Origin of the sequence: Micromonospora haikouensis (genome assembly GCF_900091595.1) — a bacterium.
Taxonomy (GTDB): Bacteria; Actinomycetota; Actinomycetes; order Mycobacteriales; family Micromonosporaceae; genus Micromonospora; species Micromonospora haikouensis.
Genome location: NZ_FMCW01000003.1, coordinates 54546 through 75136 on the forward strand (window position 1 = coordinate 54546; position 20591 = coordinate 75136).

22 protein-coding genes are annotated in these 20591 nt (G+C 72.3%); 15 read left to right on the plus strand and 7 right to left on the minus strand.

Annotation, left to right across the window (positions count from 1 at the left end; translation table 11 throughout):
• The first annotated feature begins 13 nt into the window (after positions 1-13).
• Positions 14-823: a pectate lyase gene (locus GA0070558_RS03750; RefSeq protein ID WP_077935247.1), complete on the plus strand. Its 810-nt coding sequence runs from the start codon at positions 14-16 to the stop codon at positions 821-823.
• Positions 824-1061: 238 nt separating this feature from the next.
• Here GA0070558_RS03750 and xynC read toward each other — a convergent pair whose 3' ends face one another.
• Together xynC and GA0070558_RS03760 are read right to left on the minus strand one after the other, a co-directional pair.
• Positions 1062-2762: a glucuronoarabinoxylan endo-1,4-beta-xylanase XynC gene (xynC, locus tag GA0070558_RS03755; protein WP_091275772.1), complete on the minus strand. Its 1701-nt coding sequence runs from the start codon at positions 2760-2762 to the stop codon at positions 1062-1064.
• 308 nt (positions 2763-3070) lie between these two features.
• Complete coding sequence (locus tag GA0070558_RS03760; RefSeq protein WP_091275775.1) at positions 3071-4117, minus strand: hypothetical protein; 1047 nt, start codon at positions 4115-4117, stop codon at positions 3071-3073.
• Positions 4118-4413: 296 nt separating this feature from the next.
• On the opposite strand from GA0070558_RS03760, the gene GA0070558_RS34100 reads away from it, so the two are divergent.
• Positions 4414-4974 carry a hypothetical protein gene (locus GA0070558_RS34100; protein WP_256091753.1) on the plus strand — a complete coding sequence of 187 codons (561 nt, stop codon included), beginning with the start codon at positions 4414-4416 and terminating at the stop codon, positions 4972-4974.
• 172 nt (positions 4975-5146) lie between these two features.
• Here the strand turns inward: GA0070558_RS34100 and GA0070558_RS03770 are convergent, their stop codons facing one another.
• Together GA0070558_RS03770 and GA0070558_RS03775 are read right to left on the minus strand one after the other, a co-directional pair.
• The gene (locus GA0070558_RS03770) at positions 5147-5836 is read right to left on the minus strand and encodes a hypothetical protein (protein WP_091275777.1); all 690 of its coding nucleotides are present in this window, start codon (positions 5834-5836) and stop codon (positions 5147-5149) included.
• A 345-nt stretch (positions 5837-6181) separates the two neighbouring features.
• The gene (locus tag GA0070558_RS03775) at positions 6182-6358 is read right to left on the minus strand and encodes a DUF397 domain-containing protein (RefSeq protein WP_091275781.1); all 177 of its coding nucleotides are present in this window, start codon (positions 6356-6358) and stop codon (positions 6182-6184) included.
• Positions 6359-7214: 856 nt separating this feature from the next.
• Between GA0070558_RS03775 and GA0070558_RS32700 the strand changes: the two genes are divergently transcribed.
• From GA0070558_RS32700 to GA0070558_RS03790, 4 genes are read left to right on the plus strand one after another with little or no spacing between them, the layout of a single operon-like run.
• The gene (locus GA0070558_RS32700; protein WP_141722157.1) at positions 7215-7436 is read left to right on the plus strand and encodes a hypothetical protein; all 222 of its coding nucleotides are present in this window, start codon (positions 7215-7217) and stop codon (positions 7434-7436) included.
• Positions 7433-7603, plus strand: coding sequence for a hypothetical protein (locus GA0070558_RS33255; protein ID WP_176734093.1), 171 nt, complete (start codon positions 7433-7435; stop codon positions 7601-7603). The genes GA0070558_RS32700 and GA0070558_RS33255 overlap by 4 nt, the downstream gene beginning before the upstream one ends.
• Entirely contained in the window at positions 7590-8792 is a 1203-nt protein-coding gene (locus tag GA0070558_RS03785; protein ID WP_256091754.1) for a helix-turn-helix domain-containing protein, read from the plus strand. Before GA0070558_RS33255 ends, GA0070558_RS03785 begins: the two co-directional genes overlap by 14 nt.
• A 2-nt stretch (positions 8793-8794) precedes the next feature.
• Positions 8795-9004 (plus strand): hypothetical protein, encoded by a 210-nt coding sequence (locus GA0070558_RS03790; RefSeq protein WP_091275787.1) that lies wholly within the window; start codon positions 8795-8797, stop codon positions 9002-9004.
• A 122-nt stretch (positions 9005-9126) separates the two neighbouring features.
• On the opposite strand, the gene GA0070558_RS03795 is transcribed toward GA0070558_RS03790, so the two are convergent.
• Positions 9127-9327, minus strand: a complete 201-nt coding sequence (locus tag GA0070558_RS03795) for a hypothetical protein (protein WP_176734094.1) — start codon at positions 9325-9327, stop codon at positions 9127-9129.
• A 2-nt stretch (positions 9328-9329) separates the two neighbouring features.
• A complete protein-coding gene (gene map, locus GA0070558_RS03800; RefSeq protein WP_091275790.1) occupies positions 9330-10106 on the minus strand; it encodes a type I methionyl aminopeptidase in 777 nt (258 codons plus the stop codon).
• Between the two features lie 66 nt (positions 10107-10172).
• Between map and GA0070558_RS03805 the strand changes: the two genes are divergently transcribed.
• Positions 10173-10505: a helix-turn-helix domain-containing protein gene (locus GA0070558_RS03805; protein ID WP_077935263.1), complete on the plus strand. Its 333-nt coding sequence runs from the start codon at positions 10173-10175 to the stop codon at positions 10503-10505.
• A 25-nt stretch (positions 10506-10530) separates the two neighbouring features.
• On the opposite strand, the gene GA0070558_RS03810 is transcribed toward GA0070558_RS03805, so the two are convergent.
• The gene (locus GA0070558_RS03810; RefSeq protein ID WP_091275796.1) at positions 10531-11784 is read right to left on the minus strand and encodes a glycosyltransferase family 4 protein; all 1254 of its coding nucleotides are present in this window, start codon (positions 11782-11784) and stop codon (positions 10531-10533) included.
• Positions 11785-11808: 24 nt separating this feature from the next.
• On the opposite strand from GA0070558_RS03810, the gene GA0070558_RS03815 reads away from it, so the two are divergent.
• The 8 genes from GA0070558_RS03815 (at position 11809) to GA0070558_RS03850 (ending at position 20591) form a co-directional block, all read left to right on the plus strand.
• Positions 11809-12669, plus strand: a complete 861-nt coding sequence (locus tag GA0070558_RS03815) for an Fpg/Nei family DNA glycosylase (RefSeq protein ID WP_091275799.1) — start codon at positions 11809-11811, stop codon at positions 12667-12669.
• 266 nt (positions 12670-12935) lie between these two features.
• Entirely contained in the window at positions 12936-14507 is a 1572-nt protein-coding gene (locus tag GA0070558_RS03820; RefSeq protein ID WP_176734105.1) for a sugar transferase, read from the plus strand.
• 32 nt (positions 14508-14539) lie between these two features.
• On the plus strand, positions 14540-15763 hold the full coding sequence (locus GA0070558_RS03825; RefSeq protein WP_091275802.1) for a sensor histidine kinase: 1224 nt from the start codon (positions 14540-14542) through the stop codon (positions 15761-15763).
• The gene (locus GA0070558_RS03830) at positions 15760-16521 is read left to right on the plus strand and encodes a LytR/AlgR family response regulator transcription factor (RefSeq protein WP_091275804.1); all 762 of its coding nucleotides are present in this window, start codon (positions 15760-15762) and stop codon (positions 16519-16521) included. Before GA0070558_RS03825 ends, GA0070558_RS03830 begins: the two co-directional genes overlap by 4 nt.
• A gap of 140 nt (positions 16522-16661) precedes the next feature.
• Positions 16662-17372 carry a response regulator transcription factor gene (locus GA0070558_RS03835; protein WP_091275807.1) on the plus strand — a complete coding sequence of 237 codons (711 nt, stop codon included), beginning with the start codon at positions 16662-16664 and terminating at the stop codon, positions 17370-17372.
• A complete protein-coding gene (locus tag GA0070558_RS03840) occupies positions 17369-18427 on the plus strand; it encodes a HAMP domain-containing sensor histidine kinase (RefSeq protein WP_091275809.1) in 1059 nt (352 codons plus the stop codon). The genes GA0070558_RS03835 and GA0070558_RS03840 overlap by 4 nt, the downstream gene beginning before the upstream one ends.
• A 183-nt stretch (positions 18428-18610) precedes the next feature.
• Positions 18611-20056 carry a DUF4153 domain-containing protein gene (locus tag GA0070558_RS03845; protein WP_256091755.1) on the plus strand — a complete coding sequence of 482 codons (1446 nt, stop codon included), beginning with the start codon at positions 18611-18613 and terminating at the stop codon, positions 20054-20056.
• 184 nt (positions 20057-20240) lie between these two features.
• Entirely contained in the window at positions 20241-20591 is a 351-nt protein-coding gene (locus GA0070558_RS03850; protein WP_043963597.1) for a DUF485 domain-containing protein, read from the plus strand.

A 20591-nucleotide genomic window follows, 5' to 3' on the forward strand; every position in this document is an offset into this window, starting at 1 on the left:
CTTCGGAGGACACGTGACCACACGTGAGAACGGCGCGACGCCCCGCCACCGGCGGTGGCGGCTCGCCCTGCTGCCGCTCGTCACCGCAGGACTGGTCGCCACCGGCCTGGCCGTAACCCAGACCGGCGCGCAGGCCGCCACCTGGCCGACGCCCAAGAGCACCACCACCGTGACCAGCACCCAGCCGGTCAGCGGCACCAAGGACTTCGGCCTGGTGCGCTACAAGGCCGGCGGCGCGATGGGCGACGGCGGCCAGAGCGAGAGCCAGAAGCCGCTCTTCGAGCTGGCCGACGGAGCCGTGGTCAAGAACCTGATCATCGGCTCGCCGGCCGCCGACGGCATCCACTGCAAGGGCAGCTGCACGCTGATCAACGTCTGGTGGGAGGACGTGGGCGAGGACGCCGCCACGTTCAAGGGCGGCTCGTCGGCGAACTACACGGTCGACGGCGGGGGTGCCCGGTCCGCCTCCGACAAGGTGTTCCAGCACAACGGCGGCGGCAAGCTGACCATCAAGAACTTCGACGTCAGCAACTTCGGCAAGCTGTACCGGTCGTGCGGCAACTGCTCGACCCAGTACAAGCGGACGGTCGTCATCCAGAACGTCACCGTGACCGCGCCCGGCAAGTCGCTCGCCGGCATCAACACCAACTACGGCGACACCGCGACCTTCTCGGGCATCACCATCTACGGCGACAGCAGCAAGAAGATCGCCATCTGCGAGCGCTACACCGGCAACAACACCGGCAAGGAACCCGTCAAGACGGGCAGCGGCCCCGACGGTACGTACTGCAAGTACACGTCGTCCAACATCGTCTACAAGTAGGCCCAGGCGAGCAGAGTCCGACCGTACCCAGGCGGGTCGCGCACACACGGTGCGCGGCCCGCCGCCTCGTCGACACCGCCGGAGACGGGCCCGGCCCGATGACCGGCAGCCCACCCGCCGGGCCGCCGTTTCACAAATGAAAAGCACCGATGGTACGACCTGAGCACCCGGGTGCGGCCCCTCCCCGACGGAGGAACCGCACCCGGTCTCCAGCTATCTCAGGTGGCCAGCGTGCCGGTCAGACCACCGTGCAGGCGACGCCGTTGAGGGTGAAGGCGGTCGGCTCGGCGGTGTTGCCGCTGGTGGTGGCCTGGAAGCCGACGTTGATGGTGGCCCCGGGGGCGATCGTGCCGTTGTACTCGACGTTGCGGGCGCTCACCTGGCCGCTGGACGGCGAGTACGTGGCGCCCCAGCCCGAGGTGATCGACTGGCCCGAGGGCAGGGTGAACGCCAGCGTCCAGCCGTTGATCGCCGAGGTGCCCGTGTTGGTGATGTCGATGCTGGCCGTGAAGCCGGTGCCCCACGAGTTCATCGTGTAGGCGACCCGGGGACCCGTGCCCCCGCCGGACGTGGGGGTGGGGGTCGGGGTGGGGGTGGAGGTGGGCGGCGGCGTGGTGGGCGGCGGGGTGCCGTTCACGCTGGTCACGAAGGTCATGATGCTCCGCGCGGGGAGCGTGACGGTGAGCGAGCCGTTGGACATGGTGAGCGCGTTCTGCGGCGCGACGGTCCGGCTCGCGTCGGTCAGCCAGTTCTGGACGCTGCCGGACGCGGTGGCGCCCGACAGGGTGAACTGCTGGCTCACCGACGAGGTGTTCTTGTTGACGGCGACGATGACGACGGTGTTACCACCCCGGTACGCCGACACGTAGACGTTCGACGCCGGGTTCGCCGTCGCGTCGATCCGCGTGTAGCCGGGCCGGACGAACCGAGCGAAGTGCGCCATCATGGCACCGCGCTTGCTGATCTGGCCGTCCTCGCGCATGGGGCCGTAGCTGCGCCGCAGGTACCACCACACGTACGCCTGGAACTCGGCGTCCACCATGGCGCGGTGGATGTGCTCGCCCACGTCGAGCGCCTCGGGCCAGGCGTCACCCGAGTTGGTGTTGCTGTTGGGGTAGTAGACCTCGGTCATCCACAGCTCTTTGCCCGCACCCTTCTGCTTGAAGAGGGGGTACGGGAAGTTCGAGTACGACGTCCCGTAGAGGTGGGCCCCGATGATGTCCACGTTGGCCAGCGCGGTGGCGTCGTTGAGAATCGGGTCCGACATGGACTTGATGTACTGGAACGACTCGGGCGCCATGACCTTGGTGCTGATCGAGCCGGCGTTCTCCCGCAGGAACTTGACCATCTCGGCGGAGGTCCACCAGGTCCAGTCGTGGGCGTAGTCGGGCTCGTTCTGCACGGAGATGCTGTAGAGGGGCACCCCGTTGTTACGCATGTACGTGGTGAAGTCGTTGAGGTGCTGCGCGTAGGCGGCGTACGAGCTGGCCCGGAGCCGCTTCGCGTTGGTCTGGCTGCCCCGGGTGAAGGTCTCGATCATGCTGGCCGGCGGGTTCCACGGCGACGCGAAGACGGTCACCCCCAGCTCGACGGCGCGCTTCGCCGTCGCGAGGTCGCGGCCGAAGTCAGCCGAGCTCTCGCCGACGGGGATCCGCAGGATGGAGAAGCCCAGCCGGCCCTCGCCGGTGCCGAACGCCGTCTCCCGCTGGGCGGCCGTCAGGTCGCCGATCCAGGCCGCGTGGGCCATGGCGCCGTACCCCTTGATCGTCTGCCGCTGCGCCGACAGGTTGATGGTCGCGGGCGCGGCCGAGGCTCCCGTCGCTCCCAGCAGCGTCCCGGCGGCCGCCGCGACCGGCACGGCCCCCACCGTCGTCAATACGGTTCTCCGGCTCAGCGTGCGCCGCTCGCCGCCGACCGACTCGGTCTGATCCTGCGTCATGTTGCGTCCTCCTGGCTGGTGGTGGTGATACGCGCGTGCCCCGGTCCTGCCCGGACCGGTCGGCACCGCCCTCCAGCGTCGCCCTGGGGACTGCCCTTGACCCCGGCGTCAATGACCCGTCGGCTCTCATCGACTGACGCCACTGTTAGCGATAACAGATCGAAAGTTTAGGTTCCGTCGATAACACGGGTCAAGCACCCGGTGGGCCGGTGAGCAGGCGAACCGGCACCGGCTCGGGTGGCGACCAGCACGGTCCAGCCACCAGCAGGAAGGCCTTGAGCGCATCAACAACCTTTCGACGCACGCGTTCAGCCCGGGGAGGGCGCGACCCGATCCGGCTGCGACTCCAGGCCAACCCATCCCCTCACGGGACCGGCTCCGTCCCCGCTGTCCGCGCTCCCGCCCCGCCCCGCCCACCGCGATCTTGCAGTTACGGCCCCGGCAATTAGGGTGAAGCACGTATCCGAGGGGCCGAAAGTGCAAGATCGGTGCGTCGTGGCGGGCGGAGGGGGCGGACCACCTTCAGCGGGTCGCCCGACCGGCCGGCGTCGTCCGTGCGACCCGACGGAAGGCTCACTCAGGTGCATGACGACCATGGCGCCCTGGCCCTCACCGAACTCCCAGCCGGCGATCGCCTTGCTGCCCGGCAGGGCGGCGATCGGCCCGAAATCGCTTGGGCACTTACCGGGGCCGAGGTAGTACGCGCCGGCCATCCGTGCCCAGTGAGCGTCGAGGCACAGCCCACGGAGATGCCGTCGCAGCGCGTCGTCGCCGACCTGGTCCAGGGCCGATTCCCAGCGAGGGTCAACCACACTCGCCTCGGACGTGACGTACCCTTCCCGCACGAGGCTCTCGCCGATGTCGGACAGGCCGTCTGGAGCGCTCATCGTCCACGTCGCCGCCCGCATCGCGTCGAACAGCGAGCCGTCCGTCCGTGGCCGCAGGAGCAGGTGGGGAAACAGCCGGTAGCCATCGGGGGTGAGTTCGTCGAGACTCAGCGAGCCGGCCTGTAGCGCCCTGCCGATGTCCCTGCCCCACACCAGGGCCCGGTCGTCGTCCGTCGTGACGGTCAGCAGCGGCTGGAGCGCGGCGGGCCGCACCTCCGTGGCGATGAACGCCGATCTGGCCAGGTCGTCCATCCAGCGGTCCGGGTAGAGCCAGTCGCCGCCGTTGTCGCCTGACCTTCCGTTGACGTCGGCGACGAGTTCTGCGGGATCAAGGTCCTCGAGCACATCGCCGGCGGTCTCGTCGTCGTAGTGGAAGACCGCGTACGTCCCCGCCGCGTCGAACTCCGCCAACGGCCGGCCGAGCAGCAGCCCGAACGCGTGACCAAGCAGGTCGTCCCAGTCGGACACGACGTCTCCTTCGGATAGCTGTCGCCCAGCGCGACCGGCACCCCGGGACCGCGCACAGGTGATCATGCCAATCCCGTATGACAGGCTGCGGAGCGCTGGTACGCGACACGGCTCCACACCTGTCGTTCTCTGGATGACCCGGACGCGTGAGATGCCCAGGCGCCCCTGAAACTCCGCACTCCGGTACGGCCTTCGCCGCCAGAAGCACCCCGGCACCGCGTGACGGAGTCAGCGGCGGTCCCACCGGGGGCACCTATGATGTCGGTGGCACGAGAGTCGTTGATTGGTAGTTGTCGGTGGCACAGACGGTCGACAATGCAGGATTCCCACTCGGGCGGCGGCGTCTCGCGATAGCCGCAGCGGTCCTGGCCGTGGGTTGCCTCAGTGCGGCCTTCACCCTGCTGCACGGTCAGGAGAGACCGGCACAGGCACAGGCCCAGCCGGCCTCCACGGACAACACCGAGGCTGGCCCCGCCCGCTGCCCGGACACCTGGGACGAGCGCTCTTCGCCGTCCGGCGGCATCGCTGATCTGGTGCCGACAAGGGCTACCGAGGTGTTCCTCTGCACCTACCGGCACGGCAGCGTGATCCCGTTACGGCTGGACGCCAGCAGGAAGCTCACTGAGCGCGTCGATGAGCTTTCGGCGTACCTGAACGGCCTGCCGGCCGATCCACCCCAGGATGAGATGTGCCTGCTCGGTCAGACTGTCGAGCATGCGATCGTCTTCGGCTACCCCCAGGAGCGGGCCGTGTCGATACGCCTGGTCGACTGCGGCTGGAAGCGGGAAGGCGCGATCAGATACGGCGGCGACCTTCGAAAGGTCACCGCGTACTGGGGTGTCCACTGGAACGAGTAACACCCCGACGCTGCCCGCACCCGCCGCACGCCACCGATTCGCGGTCCACCTGCCCACCCCTGCAGCGATCTTGCAGTTACGGCCCCGGCAAAAGGGGTGAAGCACCCTTCCGAGGGGCCGAAAGTGCAAGATCGGCGCGTAGTGGGATGTGGAGAGGGAGTGTGTTGGCGGGTCAGGCTGGCCAGTTGGCCGGGGCTTCACCGAAGGCGCGACGAGCGGCCCGCACAGCCAGAGCAGCGAGGGCGGCGTTGGCGCCACCGCCGATCACAGCACCGACGCCGAACGGCGCTACTCGACCGAGAACGATGATTCCCTGCTTGGTCCCGTACTTCGTGATGAAGTGTCGCCCCAGAACCTTGTTGATCTGGCGCAGAGTCTCGCCCGGCACCATGGCGACGATCTGACGTGCCCAGTGTTGCCCCGTACGCTCGGCGACCTTGGAAATAGTGGCGGAGCCGGACCCGCCAAGCATGATTCCCAGGACGATCGTTCGGCGGCGCTCAATCTCGTCGATGGGGACCCCGTGGACTTCGGCGACCGAGAGCGCGAAGAGGGCGCTCAGCTCAAGAGACGAGACGGCCTCGCCGGCCGACAGCGCCAGTGCGACACCCGTGCCCACGCCGGGTGCCGCTGCGGCTCCGCCCACCGCAGCACCCGTCGCGGTCAAGGCACTCACGTACATCCGCTCCAGATTGCGGATCACCTCTGCCGGCGTCGCCTCCGGGTTCCGCTGGCGGGCCCGGGTGATGTTCTTGCGTACCAGTGGGCTCTGCATGTCGATTGCCTTGTGCAGAAGGTCAAGGACTTGCTGCCCACGTACGGCTGCTTCCGAAACCGGCCCGTCGAAGGCATCTGCTGCCATGCCTTGAACTCCTTAGATCGTCACGTCCCCGCTACGCCGTCCTGGCGCGCGGGTCGTTGAGTGAGCGTCTGCGGCGTGGGCGACCCGATGACCGTCCACTGTGGTGAGAACCACCGAGGCTACGGTGCGGCCTCCGGCCAAGGCCAGATCCGAAAGGACGCCCGCCAAGCGGACGATCAGGTGGTGGCACCGGCACGTCCGTCCGCTTCGTTCAGCGAAACCTCGAACGCCCACTGCCGTAGTAGCCGCCGGTGACGTGCCCTCGACTGCTCAGGAAAGCACTGTGCCCCGGCTCCGAAGAAGGGAGCCGGGGCACAGTGCCGTGTGTCGATGCGGGAGGCGGCGTTAGTTGGTCTTGAGGGAGCCGATAAACGCGCGCCAGCCCTGGGCGTCGAAGGCCAGCGTCGGGCCGGACTTGTCCTTGCTGTCTCGGACGGCCACCCCGTCGCGGAGGTCCGCCACCTCGACGCACGCGCCGCCGTTCGAGTCGCTGCGGGTGGACTTGCGCCACTTCAGTTCCACGACTGCCCCTTTCTCTTGCCACGCCGAGCTTCCAGCTCAGCTCAGGGAGCGCGTGACGGGACCTTGTTGAGCCGAGACCAAGCTTGTGCAGGCGGCAACAAACATACCAACTACGTCCACATCGCGGTGCCGATGAACAGCAAGAATGAAGACAAATGCCTGGTGAGTGAGCCACGTGAATCCCGCCGAGCAGGCTGAACCGCGAATAGCCCGGAGCAGCCGCACGGGCCATTGCGCGCCCATTCTCCTGACCGCTCAAACCTCCGGCGGCGGCGGCTCGTCCGCTCCCCGAGCCTTCCACGGCTGGTGCGCGGCGATCCAGGCTTCTACTTCCTCCACCAGCCAGACCGCCCCGCCTGCCAACCGGTCGAACGGCTCGGGGAAATCAGGTCGGCTGGTGAGCTGGACGACCCGGACACGCGAGACACCCAGGCGCTCCTGAAGCTCCGCGCTCCCGTACAGCCTTCGCCGCCAACCCATTATTGAAGCATCCTGAGCTAACCCCCTTCCGAATCTGGAAGCCCTGACGGATCACTCGCAAGGGCTGGCAGGAAGCCTGACCACGGCCACGCCAACCCCCCTGTCGCACTTGACAGGGGGGTCGCTGGTGGGTTCCCCTAGATGGGCAACACGTCGCGTAGCGGTGTGTTGACGGCTGGATCTTCGGTGTGAATCGGCCCGTCTCCGGAGATGGGCACGACAACGGAGAAGGGCTACCCGCTCAGATCGCGCACCGGCACAGCGGGTGTCGCTAACGGCGCTGGACGGAGCCCTCCGACCGACCGGGTTGCGGCGAAGTTCAGCTCCAAGGTGTCAGCCCATGGCGAGAAAGAAGTCACTACCTTCGGGAGGCCCGATGGCTCGGCATGCGAAGAACGCGACGCGCCCCGGTCTGCTGCGCCGGCTCTGGCCCTTCGAGCGCCGCCGCGCGAACCCGCCCGACTGCCCCTGCCCACCGAGGACAGCGCCGGACCGGCCGGCGGCATACCGGGCCGTCGGCGTGGCGCGGGTGCCCTACCTGCCGGAACGACCGGTGCCCGTCCTCGCCGGGGACCACCGCGCGGGGCGCTGGTCGTGACGGCGCGGCGGAAGCCCGAGCGCGAGGACCGGGGCGAGCAGATCCAGGCCGCCGAACGGGAGGCCGCCCGGCAGCGGATCCTCGCCCAGGCCGAGGCGGAGCGGATACCCGCCGAGGAGAGCACCCGGGCGAAGCCGGACCGGCGGTGGCAGCGTGAACAGCCCTGAGCTGCTGCCGGTGGGCCGGCGGGTGGCGTACTGGCGGGGACGGCGGAGGCTGTCGCAGCAGGTGTTCGCCGATCGGCTCGGCAGGTCGAAATCCTGGGTCGACAAGGTCGAGCGGGGTGTGCGGTCGCTGGACAAGGTGTCGACGTTGCGGGACATCGCCGCCGTGCTGCGGATCGACACCGCCGTGCTCCTCGGCCGGGACGCCCAGCCTGCCGCCACGGCCGAGCGGGTCGAGGGGGTGGCGCGGATCCGGGAGGCCCTGTCGACGTACGAGATCGCTCTGGGTCGGCCGCCGGCCCGCCACGGTGCCGTGCCGGCGGACCGGTTGGCCCGGGACGTCGAGCACGCGTGGGTGACGTTCCAGCATGCGCGGTATCCGCAGGTGATCGCCGCCGTGCCGGGCCTGCTGGCAGGCTTGCAGCGGGCCGCCGCCGACGATCCGGGGTGGGGTGGGCCGCTGCTGGTGGAGGGATACCGGCTCGCCGCGTCGGTGCTGGTGAAGCTCGGCGAGGTGGAGCTGGGCTGGCTGGCGGCGGACCGGGCGATGGCCGCCGCGACCGGCGATCCCGTGCTGGTGGCCGCCGCTGCGGTGCAGCTCGGCCAGGTGTTCCGCGCGGCGGGGCGGGCTCGGGCGGCGCAGTCGGCGGTGCTGGCTGCGGCGTACCGGATCGCGCCGGCCGATCCGGCGGAGAGTGCCCCCGGGGCGTTGTCGTTGTGCGGGACGCTGCTGGTGCAGGGGGCCCTGTCGGCGGCCCGCCGGGGCGACGACCGCGCCGCCGACGAGTTGCTCGACGAGGCCGCCGGCATGGCCGCCCGGGTAGGCGACGGCCAGGATCATCATCGGACCGCGTTCGGGCCGACGGCCGTGGACCTGGCCCGTGCCGCCGCAGCCCTCGACCTGGGCGACGCGGGCGGGGCGGTCGCCTGGCACGAGCGGACGACCAGGCGGGACGGCTGGCGGTGGCTGCCGCTGGAGCACCGCGCGGCGCACCTGGTCGACGCGGCCCGCGCCTACGCCTGGGCCGACGACCCGGCCCGCGCGGGTCGGGTGCTGCTCGACGCGGACCGGCTGGCCCCCGCAGAGGTACGCCACCGGCCGGCCGCCCGGGAGGTGCTCGCCCAGATCGCCCGCGACCCGCACGCCCCGGCCGCGATCGTGCAGCTCGCCGTCGCCGTCGGGGTGACCTGAGCATGACCGGGCCGTTCCTGTCGCTGGCCCAGATCCGCAACCGGCTGATCCTGACCGCCAGGGCGGTGCTGCGCGATCATCGGGCCGGGCCGGACGGCCGCTGCCGGGTGTGCCGGGTTCCGGAGTGTCGCGTGGCGACCGCCGCCCGCAACGTCATCGACGCCGCCTCCGCCCGCCCCGCCGAGACGCAAGCGGACGACCGCTTGCGATAGGCGTAGACATGAATCTTGGTACGAAGTGGCCCCCCTGGGGGCAGTTTCGTACCAAGATCTACCCATTGATTGGCGGGAGCCGCCGGAGAGCAGCGTGATCAAGGCAGGCGGGTCGAGGCAGGTCACCGCTTGTCGTGCTCGCGGTCGGTCAGCAGCAGGTCGAGGGGCGACACCTCGGACGGCACGTCGTAACGGGGTAGCCGGTCGAGGTCGCTCGTGGTGGCCACCTTGAGGCGGATCACCCCGTTGGCCACCAGGGACGCGTATCTGCCGGGCGCCCCCGGACCCGGCAGCAGCACGGCGCTCACCGGCTCCGGCGTCACGACTACGCCTGCCTCGGGAGGGTGAGGATCTCCGCCCCGTCCTCGGTGATGGCGATCGTGTGCTCGCTGTGCGCCGTACGGCAGCCCGTCTTGCTGCGCAGCGTCCATCCGTCTTCGTCGGTGATCAGCTCGTCGGTGTCCGCCATGATCCACGGCTCCAGGGCCAGCAGCAGCCCGGGGCGCAGCTTGTAGCCCCGGCCGGGTCGCCCGGTGTTGGACACGTGCGGGTCCTGGTGCATGGTCGACCCGACGCCGTGCCCGCCGAACTGGGTGTTGACCGAGTAGCCGGCAGACTGCAACGTCGTGCCGATGGCGTGGGAGATGTCGCCGATGCGCGCGCCGGGCCCGGCGGCGGCGATGCCGGCGGCGAGCGCACGTTCGGTCGCGGCGATCAGCGCCACGCTCTCCGCGGGCTTCGAGTCGCCGACGATGAAGCTGATCGCGGAGTCGGCGACGACGCCGCCCACGGAGACGGCGAGGTCGAGGGAGAGCAGGTCGCCGTCGGCGAGCGCGTAGTCGTGGGGCAGCCCGTGCAGCACGGCGTCGTTGACGGAGGTGCAGATGTAGTGGCCGAAGGGTCCGCGCCCGAAGGACGGCGCGTAGTCGACGTAGCAGGACGAGGCCCCGGCCTCGACGATCATGGCCTGGGCCCACCGGTCGATGTCGAGGAGGTTGGTGCCCACCTCGCAGCGGCCCTTGAGCGTCTGGAGGATGTCGGCGACCAGGGCGCCGGCCTCCCGCGCCCGGGGCAGTTGGGTGGGGCTCAGGATCTCGATCATGCGGCGCCTTCCTCGTGCCACCAATAACTATCCCGGCCATACTATCCCGGTACTAGAATCGGCCGCATGGTCAGGTTGCCGCTCACCCCCGAGGAGGTCGAGCGCGGGCAGCGCCTCGGCGCCCTGCTGCGCCACGCCCGGGGGGACCGCTCGATGCTCCACACCGCGCTCGACGCCCGCGTCTCGCCGGAGACCCTTCGCAAGATCGAGTCGGGGCGCGTGGCGACCCCGGCCTTCTCGACCATCGCGGCGATCGCCGACGTCCTCGGCCTCTCCCTCGACGCCGTGTGGGCCGAAATCAACCGGGCCGAGATCAACAAGGCCGAGGTCGACAGGCCCGTGCGCGCCATCGAGCCGACCGACCCCCGCCGCCACGCACCCGAGCGGCTCGCCTCGTAGCAGCCGCCGAAAGGCTCGGGAAAGCTCAGCGCGCCAGCGAGGCGTACACGTCGATGAGGCGCTTGGTGACCACGTCGGGGTGGAACGTGCGCTCGTAGCGCAACCGCGCCGGGGCGGCCAGCGCCGCCGCGCCCGCGCGGGCGACCGGCAGCGCGGCGGCCATCGCGGCCGGCTCCGGGGCCACCACCCAGCCCGTCTCGCCCTCCTGCACCCCGTGCGGCAGCGGGACGCGGCCCGCCCCGGGGGCGGCCGTGGCGACGGCGGCCGGGCCGGTGCCGGCGGGCTCGCGGGGGGCGTCCGCGCCGACGAGGTACGGGATGCCGCCGAGGGCGGTGCCGAGCACCGGCCGCCCGCTGGCCAGCGCCTCGATGATCACCGTGGGCAACACGTCGTGCCAGGTGGACGCGGCGATGATCACCGCGCTGGCGTCGATGGCGGCGCGCACCCCGGCGCGGTCCAGCGGCCCGAGGTAGGTGACGTCGGCGCGTTCGGCGGCGGCGGCCTCGGCCAGGTGGCGCAGCTCGCCGTCCCCGGCGATGCGCAGCGGCCCGAGGGCGCCGTCCGGGTGCCGCCGCCAGGCGTCCAGCAGCAGCCCCAGCCCCTTCTCGGGCGAGAGCCGCGCCATGTAGAGGAAGCCGTCGCCCAGCGGCGCGGGGGTGCCCGGGTCGGGGATGCCGTTGGGCTTCACCACGATCCGCTCCGCCGGCACCCCGTAGTCGCGCAGGTGGTCGCCGACGGCGCTGGTGAGGGCGATGAACCGGTCCACCGAGTGCCAGGTGCCCCGGTGCACGGCCAGGGTGGTGGCCATCAGCGCGCTCTGCGCCCGCGACCCCCGGTAGCACCGGTGCACGATCGCCGGCACGCCGAGCGCCCGGCCCCGGCAGTCCTGGCAGATCACCCCGTCGCGGAAGTAGAGCCCGGAGGAGCAGACCTGCCGGTAGTTGTGCACCGTCTGCACCACCGGCACATTGTGCTTGTGCGCGGTCCGCACCACCCAGGGCGAGAGCAGGGGGTACGGGTTGTGCAGGTGCAGCACGTCCGGCCGGTGCTCGGTGATGAGCCGGCTCAGCTCCTGCTGGGCGCGGGGGGCGTAGATCGGGGAGATCGGCAGCAGCGCCTTCGCCGTCTTCGGCAGGCTCGGGATCTCGTCGGAGCTGCGCAGGAACGGCAGCACCTCCACCCCCGCCGCGCGGAGCTGGGCGATCTCCGCGTCGACGATGGTGTTCTCGCCGGACGGCTGGGCTTCCCGGTACCGGTTGTGCGCCACCACGATTCTCACGGGGATGAAGGCTACCGTTGAACGATGCCCGAACTTCCCGAGGTGGAAGCGCTCGCCGGCTACCTGCGGGAGCGCGCCGTGTCCCGGCGCGTCGACCGGGTCGAGGTCGCCGCGATCAGCGCCCTGAAGACGTACGATCCGGCGCCCTCCGCCGTGTCGGGGCGCACGGTGACCGACGCGCGGCGGCACGGCAAGTTCCTCGACGTCGTCTTCGACGGCGACCTGCACCTAGTGGTGCACCTGGCGCGGGCCGGCTGGCTGCACTACCGGGAGTCGTTCCCGTCCGGTGTGCCGCTGCGCCCCGGCAAGGGGCCGATCGCGCTGCGGGTGCGGCTCGACGACGGCTCCGGCTTCGACCTGACCGAGGCGGGCACCCAGAAGAAGCTGGCCGCCTACCTGGTGGCCGACCCGGCGACGGTGCCGGGGGTGGCGAAGCTCGGCCCGGACGCGCTCGCCGCCGACCTGCCCACGTTCGCCGCGCGCATCCGCAGCCGGCGGGGCCAGGTCAAGGGGGTGCTGACGGACCAGTCGGTGCTGGCCGGGGTCGGCAACGCGTACTCCGACGAGATCCTGCACGCGGCGAAGCTGTCGCCGTTCGCGCTGACCGACCGGCTCACCGACGATCAGGTCGCCGCCCTGCACGGGGCGACCGGGCGGGTGCTGGGCGACGCGGTGTCCCGGTCGCTGGGACACCGGGCGGCGGAACTGAAGGGCGAGAAGCGTTCGGGGCTGGCCGTGCACGCCCGCACCGGCCTGCCGTGCCCCGTCTGCGGCGATACGGTCCGGGAGGTCAGTTTCGCCGATTCGAGCCTGCAATATTGCCCGACCTGTCAGACCGGCGGGAAGCCGTTGGCTGACCGACGGTTGTCGCGAATCGTACGGTGAGTAACGACACCCGGGGGTTACGGAGGGGATTCGCCTCCGGAGCGCCGATCCTCCCGGTCCGCGCCTCTACCCGGTCCGTCATCCATCGGTATAGTGGCCCGGTCCCCGGCTTTTCGCACCTGAGGTGGAGCCGGCCGGATCCCATGCGGCGCACTGGGCGCGAACTCCCTCGGGTCGACGTCCGGCGCGGGCCCCGCGTGGGAAACTGAACGGTGGGCGACCCGGGCCCTCACTGCGAGTGAGCGGCGCGCGTCATGCGGGAGGACATGGGTGAGGTGACGACTAGCCTCCAGCGCCCGGTAACCAACACAGGCCGGAGCCAACTCGTGCGGCACGTCGACAGCTTCGAGATCCAGCCGCCGACACCGCCGTCCCACAACGGTGTCCCCCGGTCGGCGTGGGCGCGGGCCCGCCGGCGCGTCTCCCGCTGGCACCGCCCCTACACGGCCGCCCTGCTGCTGGTCGACTTCCTCGCCGTGGTGCTGGCCGACTGGGCCGCGCAGGAGGCATTCGGGCAGGCCCGGGCCGGCTTCTACAACGCCCAGGCGGACCCGACCTGGTTCTACACGGTCGCGTTCCTGCTGCTGCCGCTCGGCTGGCTGGTCATCCTCTGGGGCAACCGGGCCTACGACCGGCGTTACATGGGGCTCGGGCCGGACGAGTTCAAACGGGTGATCCGTGCCGGCGTGGCGGTGGCCGCCACCGTCTCGTTCATCGCGTTCGCCACCAAGACCGACCTGTCCCGTTACACCGTCGGTTTCGCGCTGCTCGGGGCGTTGGTGCTGATCCTGTTCGGCCGCATCCTGGCCCGGTTCACCCTGCACGCGGTGCGCCGCCGGGTCGGCCAGGCCGGGCACCGGATGGTGCTGGTCGGCACCCTGCCGGAGTGCCTGGAGGTCTACACCGCGGTCACCCGCAACCCGAGCGCCGGGCTGGTCCCGGTGGCCATCCACATCACCGACGGCTACGCGGCGGCCCGGGGCATCCAGACCCCCGTCCCGGTGTACGCGGGCCGCGACGTCCTCGCCCTGGTGCGGGAGGTCGGCGGCGACACGATCGCGGTCTGCGGCTCCGCCAGCGCCGAGCCGGGCGAGCTGCGCCGGCTGGCCTGGCAGCTCGAAGGCTCCGGCGTCGACCTGGTGGTGGCCCCGCAGCTCACCGACATCGCCGGCCCCCGAGTGCACATCCGCCCCATCGAGGGGCTGCCGCTGCTGCACGTCGAGGAGCCGACCCTGTCGGGCCCGGCGCTGCTGGCCAAGAACCTGATGGACCGGGTCGCCGCCGGCCTCGGCCTGCTCCTGCTCGTGCCGGTGTTCCTGGCGATCGGGGCGGCCATCCGGCTCTCCGACCCCGGCCCCGTCTTCTTCCGCCAGCCCCGGGTCGGCCACGAGGGCCGCACGTTCCGGGTGTGGAAGTTCCGCACCATGTACGTCGACGCCGAGGACCGGCTCGCCGGCCTGGTCGACCAGAACGAGACCGACGGCATGCTGTTCAAGATGAAGCACGACCCCCGGGTCTTCCCGGTGGGCCGCTTCCTGCGGGCCTCCTCGCTCGACGAGCTGCCCCAGTTGATCAACGTGCTGTGGGGCGAGATGTCGCTGGTGGGGCCGCGTCCGCTGCCCGCCGACGACGGCGACTTCCTCGGCGACGTGCGCCGCCGGCTGCTGGTGCGGCCCGGCATGACGGGGCTGTGGCAGGTCTCCGGCCGCTCCGACCTGTCCTGGGACGAGGCCGTCCGGCTCGACCTCTACTACGTCGACAACTGGTCTTTGGCATACGACCTGAGCATCCTGTGGCGCACGGTGGGCGTGGTGCTGGCCCGCAAGGGCGCGTACTAGCGCGCGGCGACGACAGCCGTCAGGATCGCGGGGTGGCTGGCAACCTCTCCGCCGTGCTCGGCGTCGTCTCCCTGGTCACCGCGCTGGGCGCCGCCCTGTACGCGGTGGTCCGGCTGCGCGCCCGCCGGGGCATCGCCACCGCCACCCAGCGGGCCACCTACGAGGTGCTGCACACCGCCGGGCTGGCCGCCGAGCCGCTGCGTACGGGCCTGAGCGCGGCGGGCGCGGCGAAGGCCGTACGCCATCTGCGGGCCCTCGTCGGCGCGGCCGGGCTGGCCCTGACGGACCGGGACGCGCTGCTCGCCCTCGACGGGCGCGGCACGCACCACGCCGACCAGCTCGTCGCGGCGGCCCGGCGGGCGGCCTCCGGCGGGCGGTCCACGGTGCTGGGGGAGGCGGAGCTGCACTGCGACCGGGTCGACTGCCCGGTGCGGGGCGCGATGGTCGCGCCGCTGCGCGCCGACGGCCGGGTGGTCGGCGCGCTGATCGCCGTCGCCGACGGCCCGCCCGCCCCGGGGCTGGTGCAGGCCACCCTGGAGACGGCGCACTGGGCCGGCAACCAGCTCGCCCTGGCCGAGCTGGACGCCTCCCGGGAGCGGCTGGCCCGCGCCGAGGTACGCGCGCTGCGCGCCCAGATCAGCCCGCACTTCATCTACAACGCGCTGACCGCCATCGGCTCCTTCGTGCGCACCGACCCGGAACGGGCCCGAGAGCTGATCCTGGAGTTCGCCGAGTTCACCCGCTACTCCTTCCGGGCGCACGGCGAGTTCACCACCCTCGCGGAGGAACTGCGCTCGATCGACCGCTATCTGACCATCGAGCGGGCCCGGTTCGGCGACCGGCTGCAGGTGCGGTTGCAGATCGCCCCGGAGGTGCTGCCGGTGACCCTGCCGTTCCTCTGCCTCCAGCCGTTGGTGGAGAACGCCGTCCGGCACGGGTTGTCCCGCAAGCCCGGCACCGGCATGGTGAGCATCGAGGCCCGCGACGCGGGTGCCGAATGCCACATCACGGTGGAGGACGACGGAGTGGGCATGGACCCGACGACACTGACCGCCGGCATCGCCGAGCTGGCCGGGGCCGGCAGCGACCCCGCCGACGACCCGGGCCAGCACGTCGGCCTGTCGAACGTCGACGAGCGGCTCCGCTCGGCCTTCGGGGACCGGTTCGGCCTGGTCGTCGAGACGGGCCTCGGTTCGGGCACGAAGGTGAGCATGCGGGTGCCGAAGTTCCACCCCGGTGTGCGGGTCGCCTCGTGACCAGCCCCGGCTTCCTGCGGGTGCTCGCCGTCGACGACGAGCCGCCGGCGCTGGACGAGCTGGCGTACCACCTGCGGGCCGACCCCCGGGTGGCCCGGCTGCACACGGCGGGCGACGCCACCGAGGCGCTGCGGGTGCTCCGCGACGCCGACGTGGACGTGGTGTTCCTCGACATCCGGATGCCCGGCCTCGACGGGATGGAGCTGGCCCGGGTGCTGCGCCGGTTCGCCCGGCCCCCGGCGATCGTCTTCGTCACCGCGTACGACGACGGGGCGGTGGACGCGTTCGACCTGGGCGCGACGGACTACGTGCGCAAGCCGGTGCGGGCGGAACGGCTGGCCGAGTCGCTGCGCCGGGTCATCGGCTCCCGGGTGGTCGCCACGCATCCGGCGGCGCTGGCCCGCGCCGAGGAGGACCCGACGATCCCGATCGAGCTGGCGGGGACGACGCGGATGCTGCCCCGTTCGGCGGTGCGCTGGGTGGAGGCGCAGGGCGACTACGCCCGGCTGCACACCGCCGACGGCTCCCACCTGGTGCGGGTGTCGCTGGCCACCCTCGCCGAGCGCTGGGCCGACGCCGGGTTCGTCCGCATCCACCGGTCGTACCTGGTGCAGCTCAAGCTCATCGCCGAGCTGCGGCTGGTCAACTCCGGGTACGTGGTGGTGATCGACTCGGCGGAGCTGCCGGTGAGCCGCCGGCACACCCGGGAGCTGAAGGACAAGCTGGTGCGCGCCGCCAAGCAGGACTGGAACCGCTGACGCAGTCTGGTCGGCCAGGTTGTCCACAGCGCTCGTCCACGAGTTATCCACCGGGTTATCCACAGGTGTGGAGAGTTCTCCACAGGTTGTTCACAACGCTCCCCACCGATCTCCACAGCCGCTGCCTACAGTCAGCTGCCATGAGGGAACGCAGGATCCTGGTGGTCGAGGACGAGCGGACGATCGCCGAGTCGGTCGCCGCCCGGCTGCGGGCCGAGGGATTCACGGTGGAGACCGCCGGGGACGGCCCCACGGCGGTCGCCCGGTTCCGGGCGTGGCAGCCCGACCTCGTCGTACTCGACGTGATGCTGCCCGGCTTCGACGGCCTGGAGGTGTGCCGGCGGATCCAGGCCGGGCCGCCCGACGCCACGGCGGCGGTCCGCGCCCACCGGCCGGTGCCGGTCCTCATGCTCACCGCCCGCGACGACGAGACCGACCTGCTGGTCGGGCTGGCCGTCGGCGCGGACGACTACCTCACCAAGCCGTTCTCGCTGCGCGAGCTGGCCGCCCGGGTGCACGTGCTGCTGCGCCGGGTCGAGCGGGCGGCGGCCGCCGCGCCCGCCGCGCTCACGGTCGGCGACGTGGAGATCAACCAGGCCGAACGTCGGGTGTCGCGGGCCGGCGTCGAGGTGCACCTGACGCCCATCGAGTTCGACCTGCTGGTGCACCTGGCCGGCCGACCGCGCACGGTGCTGCCCCGGGAGCGGCTGCTCGCCGACGTCTGGGGCTGGGCCGAGGGCTCCGGCACCCGCACCGTGGACAGCCACGTCAAGGCCCTGCGACGCAAGCTCGGCGCGGATCTGATCCGCACCGTGCACGGCGTCGGGTACGCGCTGGAGGTCCAGCCGTGACCGACCGCCTCGTGACCTGGCTCAACAAGGTGCTGCCCCGCCCGCTCGACCCGGTCCGCTCGATCAAGGTGAAGCTCGGCCTGCTGCTGGTCGCGTCGGGTGCCGCCGGGATGGGCTACTTCTGGTGGGCCATCGGCTGGCTGCCGCCGATGACCTCGCTGACCGCGATCGGCCTGGCCCTGCTCACGTCGCAGGTGCTGGCGCACGGGATGACCTCCCCGCTGCGCGAGATGACCGCGGCGGCGGGGGCGATGGCCCGGGGCGACTACTCCCGGCGGGTGCGGGCCACCTCGCGCGACGAGGTGGGCGAGCTGGCCCACGCGTTCAACAAGATGGCCGCCGACCTCGCCGCCGCCGACCAGCGTCGGCGGGAGCTGATCGCGAACGTCTCGCACGAGCTGCGTACCCCGATCACCGCGCTGCGGGCGGTGCTGGAGAACCTGGTCGACGGGGTCGCGCCCACCGAGCCGGCCGCGCTGCGGACCGCGCTGGCCCAGACGGAGCGGCTCGGCCACCTCGTCGCGGACCTGCTGGACCTGTCCCGGTTGGACGCCGGGGTGGTGCCGCTGCGCCGGGTGCGGATCGACCTGGTCGACTTCCTCGGCGAGGCGGTGGAGCACGCGGCGGCGACGTCCGCCGGGGTCGGGCGCGACGTCCGGTTCCGGCTCCGCCCGCCGACGGCCCCGCTGACCGGGTACGCGGACCCGGGGCGGCTCCACCAGGTCTTCGCGAACCTCCTGGACAACGCCGCCCGGCACAGCCCGCCGGGCGGGACGGTGCTGGTCAGCGCGGCGGAACGCGACGGCCGGCTGCACTTCGAGGTGGCCGACGAGGGAGACGGCATCCCGGTCGAGGAGCGGTCCCGGGTGTTCGAGCGGTTCACCCGGGGCGACCGGTCACCCGGCGGCGGCACCGGCCTGGGGCTGGCCATCGCGCGCTGGGTGGTGGAGCTGCACGGCGGCACGATCGCCGTCCTCGATCCGCACCCGGAGTCGCCCGGCGCACCCCCGGGCTGCCGCATCCGGGTCACCCTCCCGACCACCGCCCCGCTCTGACCCGGTCTCTTCCGCTCTTCTCCCTTCCCGGCCCGACTTGTCCCTTCCCGGCCCGACCGAGGAGTCACCATGCCTGTTGCACCCCAACCCGCCGCGAGATCTTGGTACGAAACGGCCCCCATGGGGGCAGACTCGTACCAAGATCTGAAGGCGTCGGGGGCGACAAGCGGTGCTCGGCCTGTCGTGCTCGGCGCGGTGGCCGGTGCCGCCGTCGTCGCGGCGACGGTCGTCCCGCTCGACCGCCCCGGCCTCGGTTGGCCGCTCGCCACGCTCGTCGCCACGGCCGCCCTGGTGACGGCGGCCCGCGCCAAGTCCACCCCAACCGGGGACGCAGCGGGGGTGGCCCGTCCCGACGCCACGGGGGCGCCGGGGCGGGCCGCCCGGCTGGCCTGGGCCGCCGCGACGATCGCCCTCGTCTCGGTCGGGTACGTCCGGGCCGCCGGCTGGCTCTTCGCGCTCTGCCTGCTCGCCGCCGTGGTCACCGGAGCGCTCGCCGTGGTGGGCGCCCGGACGCCGCTCGGCATGCTGGCCGCCGTCGCGCTGACCCCGGCCGCCCCGTTCCGGGCGCTGCCCTGGGCGGTACGGGGTGCGCGCCGCGTCGGCCCGGCCGCCTCGACGCTGCGGCGCGCGCTCGCCACCGGCGCCGCCTCGGTGGGACTGCTCCTCGTCTTCGGCCTGCTGCTCGCCTCCGCCGACGCGGTCTTCGCGGACCTGCTCACCGGCGCGCTGCCCGAGGTCGGCGTCGGCGGGGCGGTCGGCTGGCTGTTCCGCGTCGCCCTGGTCGGTGGCGGGCTGCTCGGCGCGGCGTACCTGGTGATCGCGCCGGCCGACCTGGACAGGCTGCGGGTCGCCCCGGCCCGGTCCGTGCGCCGGCTGGAGTGGGCCGTGCCGCTGGCCCTGCTCGACGCGCTGTTCGCCGCGTTCGTGCTGGTGCAGCTCGCCGTGCTGTTCGGCGGCTCCGCGCACGTGCTGCGCACCGCCGGCCTCAGCTACGCCCAGTACGCCCGCGGCGGGTTCTGGCAGCTGCTCGCGGTCTCCGCGCTGACCCTGCTGGTGATCGCCGGGGCGGCCCGCTGGGCCCCCCGCGCCACCCGAGCCGACCGGGTCCTCGTCCGGGTCCTGCTCGGCACGCTCACCGCGCTCAGCCTGGTCGTCGTCGCCTCGGCGCTGTATCGGATGCAGGTCTACGCCGACGCGTACGGGGCGACCCGGCTGCGCCTGGTGGTGGCCGCCGTCGAACTGTGGCTCGGGGCCCTGTTCGTGCTGGTCGGGGTGGCCGTGCTGCTGCTGCGGGCGGGGCGGCTGCCCGTGCTGGTGGTGGGCACGGCGGTGCTCGCCCTGCTCGGGCTGGCCGCGGTGAACCCGGACCGGCTGATCGCCGAACGCAACGTCGACCGGCACCGGCAGACCGGCCGGATCGACGTGTCGTACCTGTCGGGGCTGTCGGCCGACGCGGTGCCGGCGCTGACCCGGCTGCCCGAGCCGCTGCGCTCCTGCGCGCTGCGGGCCCTCGCCGGCACGTTGCCGGCCGATGGTGCCTGGACGGCCAACCTGGGCCGGGCGACCGCCCGCGACCTGCTCGCGGCGGGACCGATCGGCGCGCCGGCCGTCGACTGCGGGAACCGGTGAACCGGGGCGATGCGCCCAGCGGCCACACCGGTCTTGACATTCCCACCGATCGGGCCAGACTGCCGGGGTGGCCGCACCCGACGACCCCGCACCGGCACCTCGGGCACCGGCCCGGGACGAGACGCCGGGCGGCACCCCGGGCCAGGCGACAGGCGCAGCGCCGACCGCGCCCGGCCGGACCCGGATCGTGCTGGCCGAGGTGTCCCGCCGGGAGCCCGACGCCGACCGGGCCCGCGCCGAGCTGGCCCAGCAGACCCGGGTCGGCGAGGCGCTGGTCCGGGGCCTGGTGCGGGCCCAGCTCGCCCTGGCGCTGCGGCTGAGCCTGGTGGTGCTGATCGGCCTGGGCGGCCTGCCCTGGCTGTTCGCCATCGCGCCCTCCGTGGGGCGGGTCACCGTGTTCGGCATCAACCTGCCCTGGCTGCTGCTGGGGCTGGTCTCCTTCCCGTTCCTCATCGCCGTCGGCTGGGCGTACGTGTGGCTCGCCGAGCGCAACGAGCAGGACTTCACCGACCTGGTCCAGCGGCCGGAGCGCTGA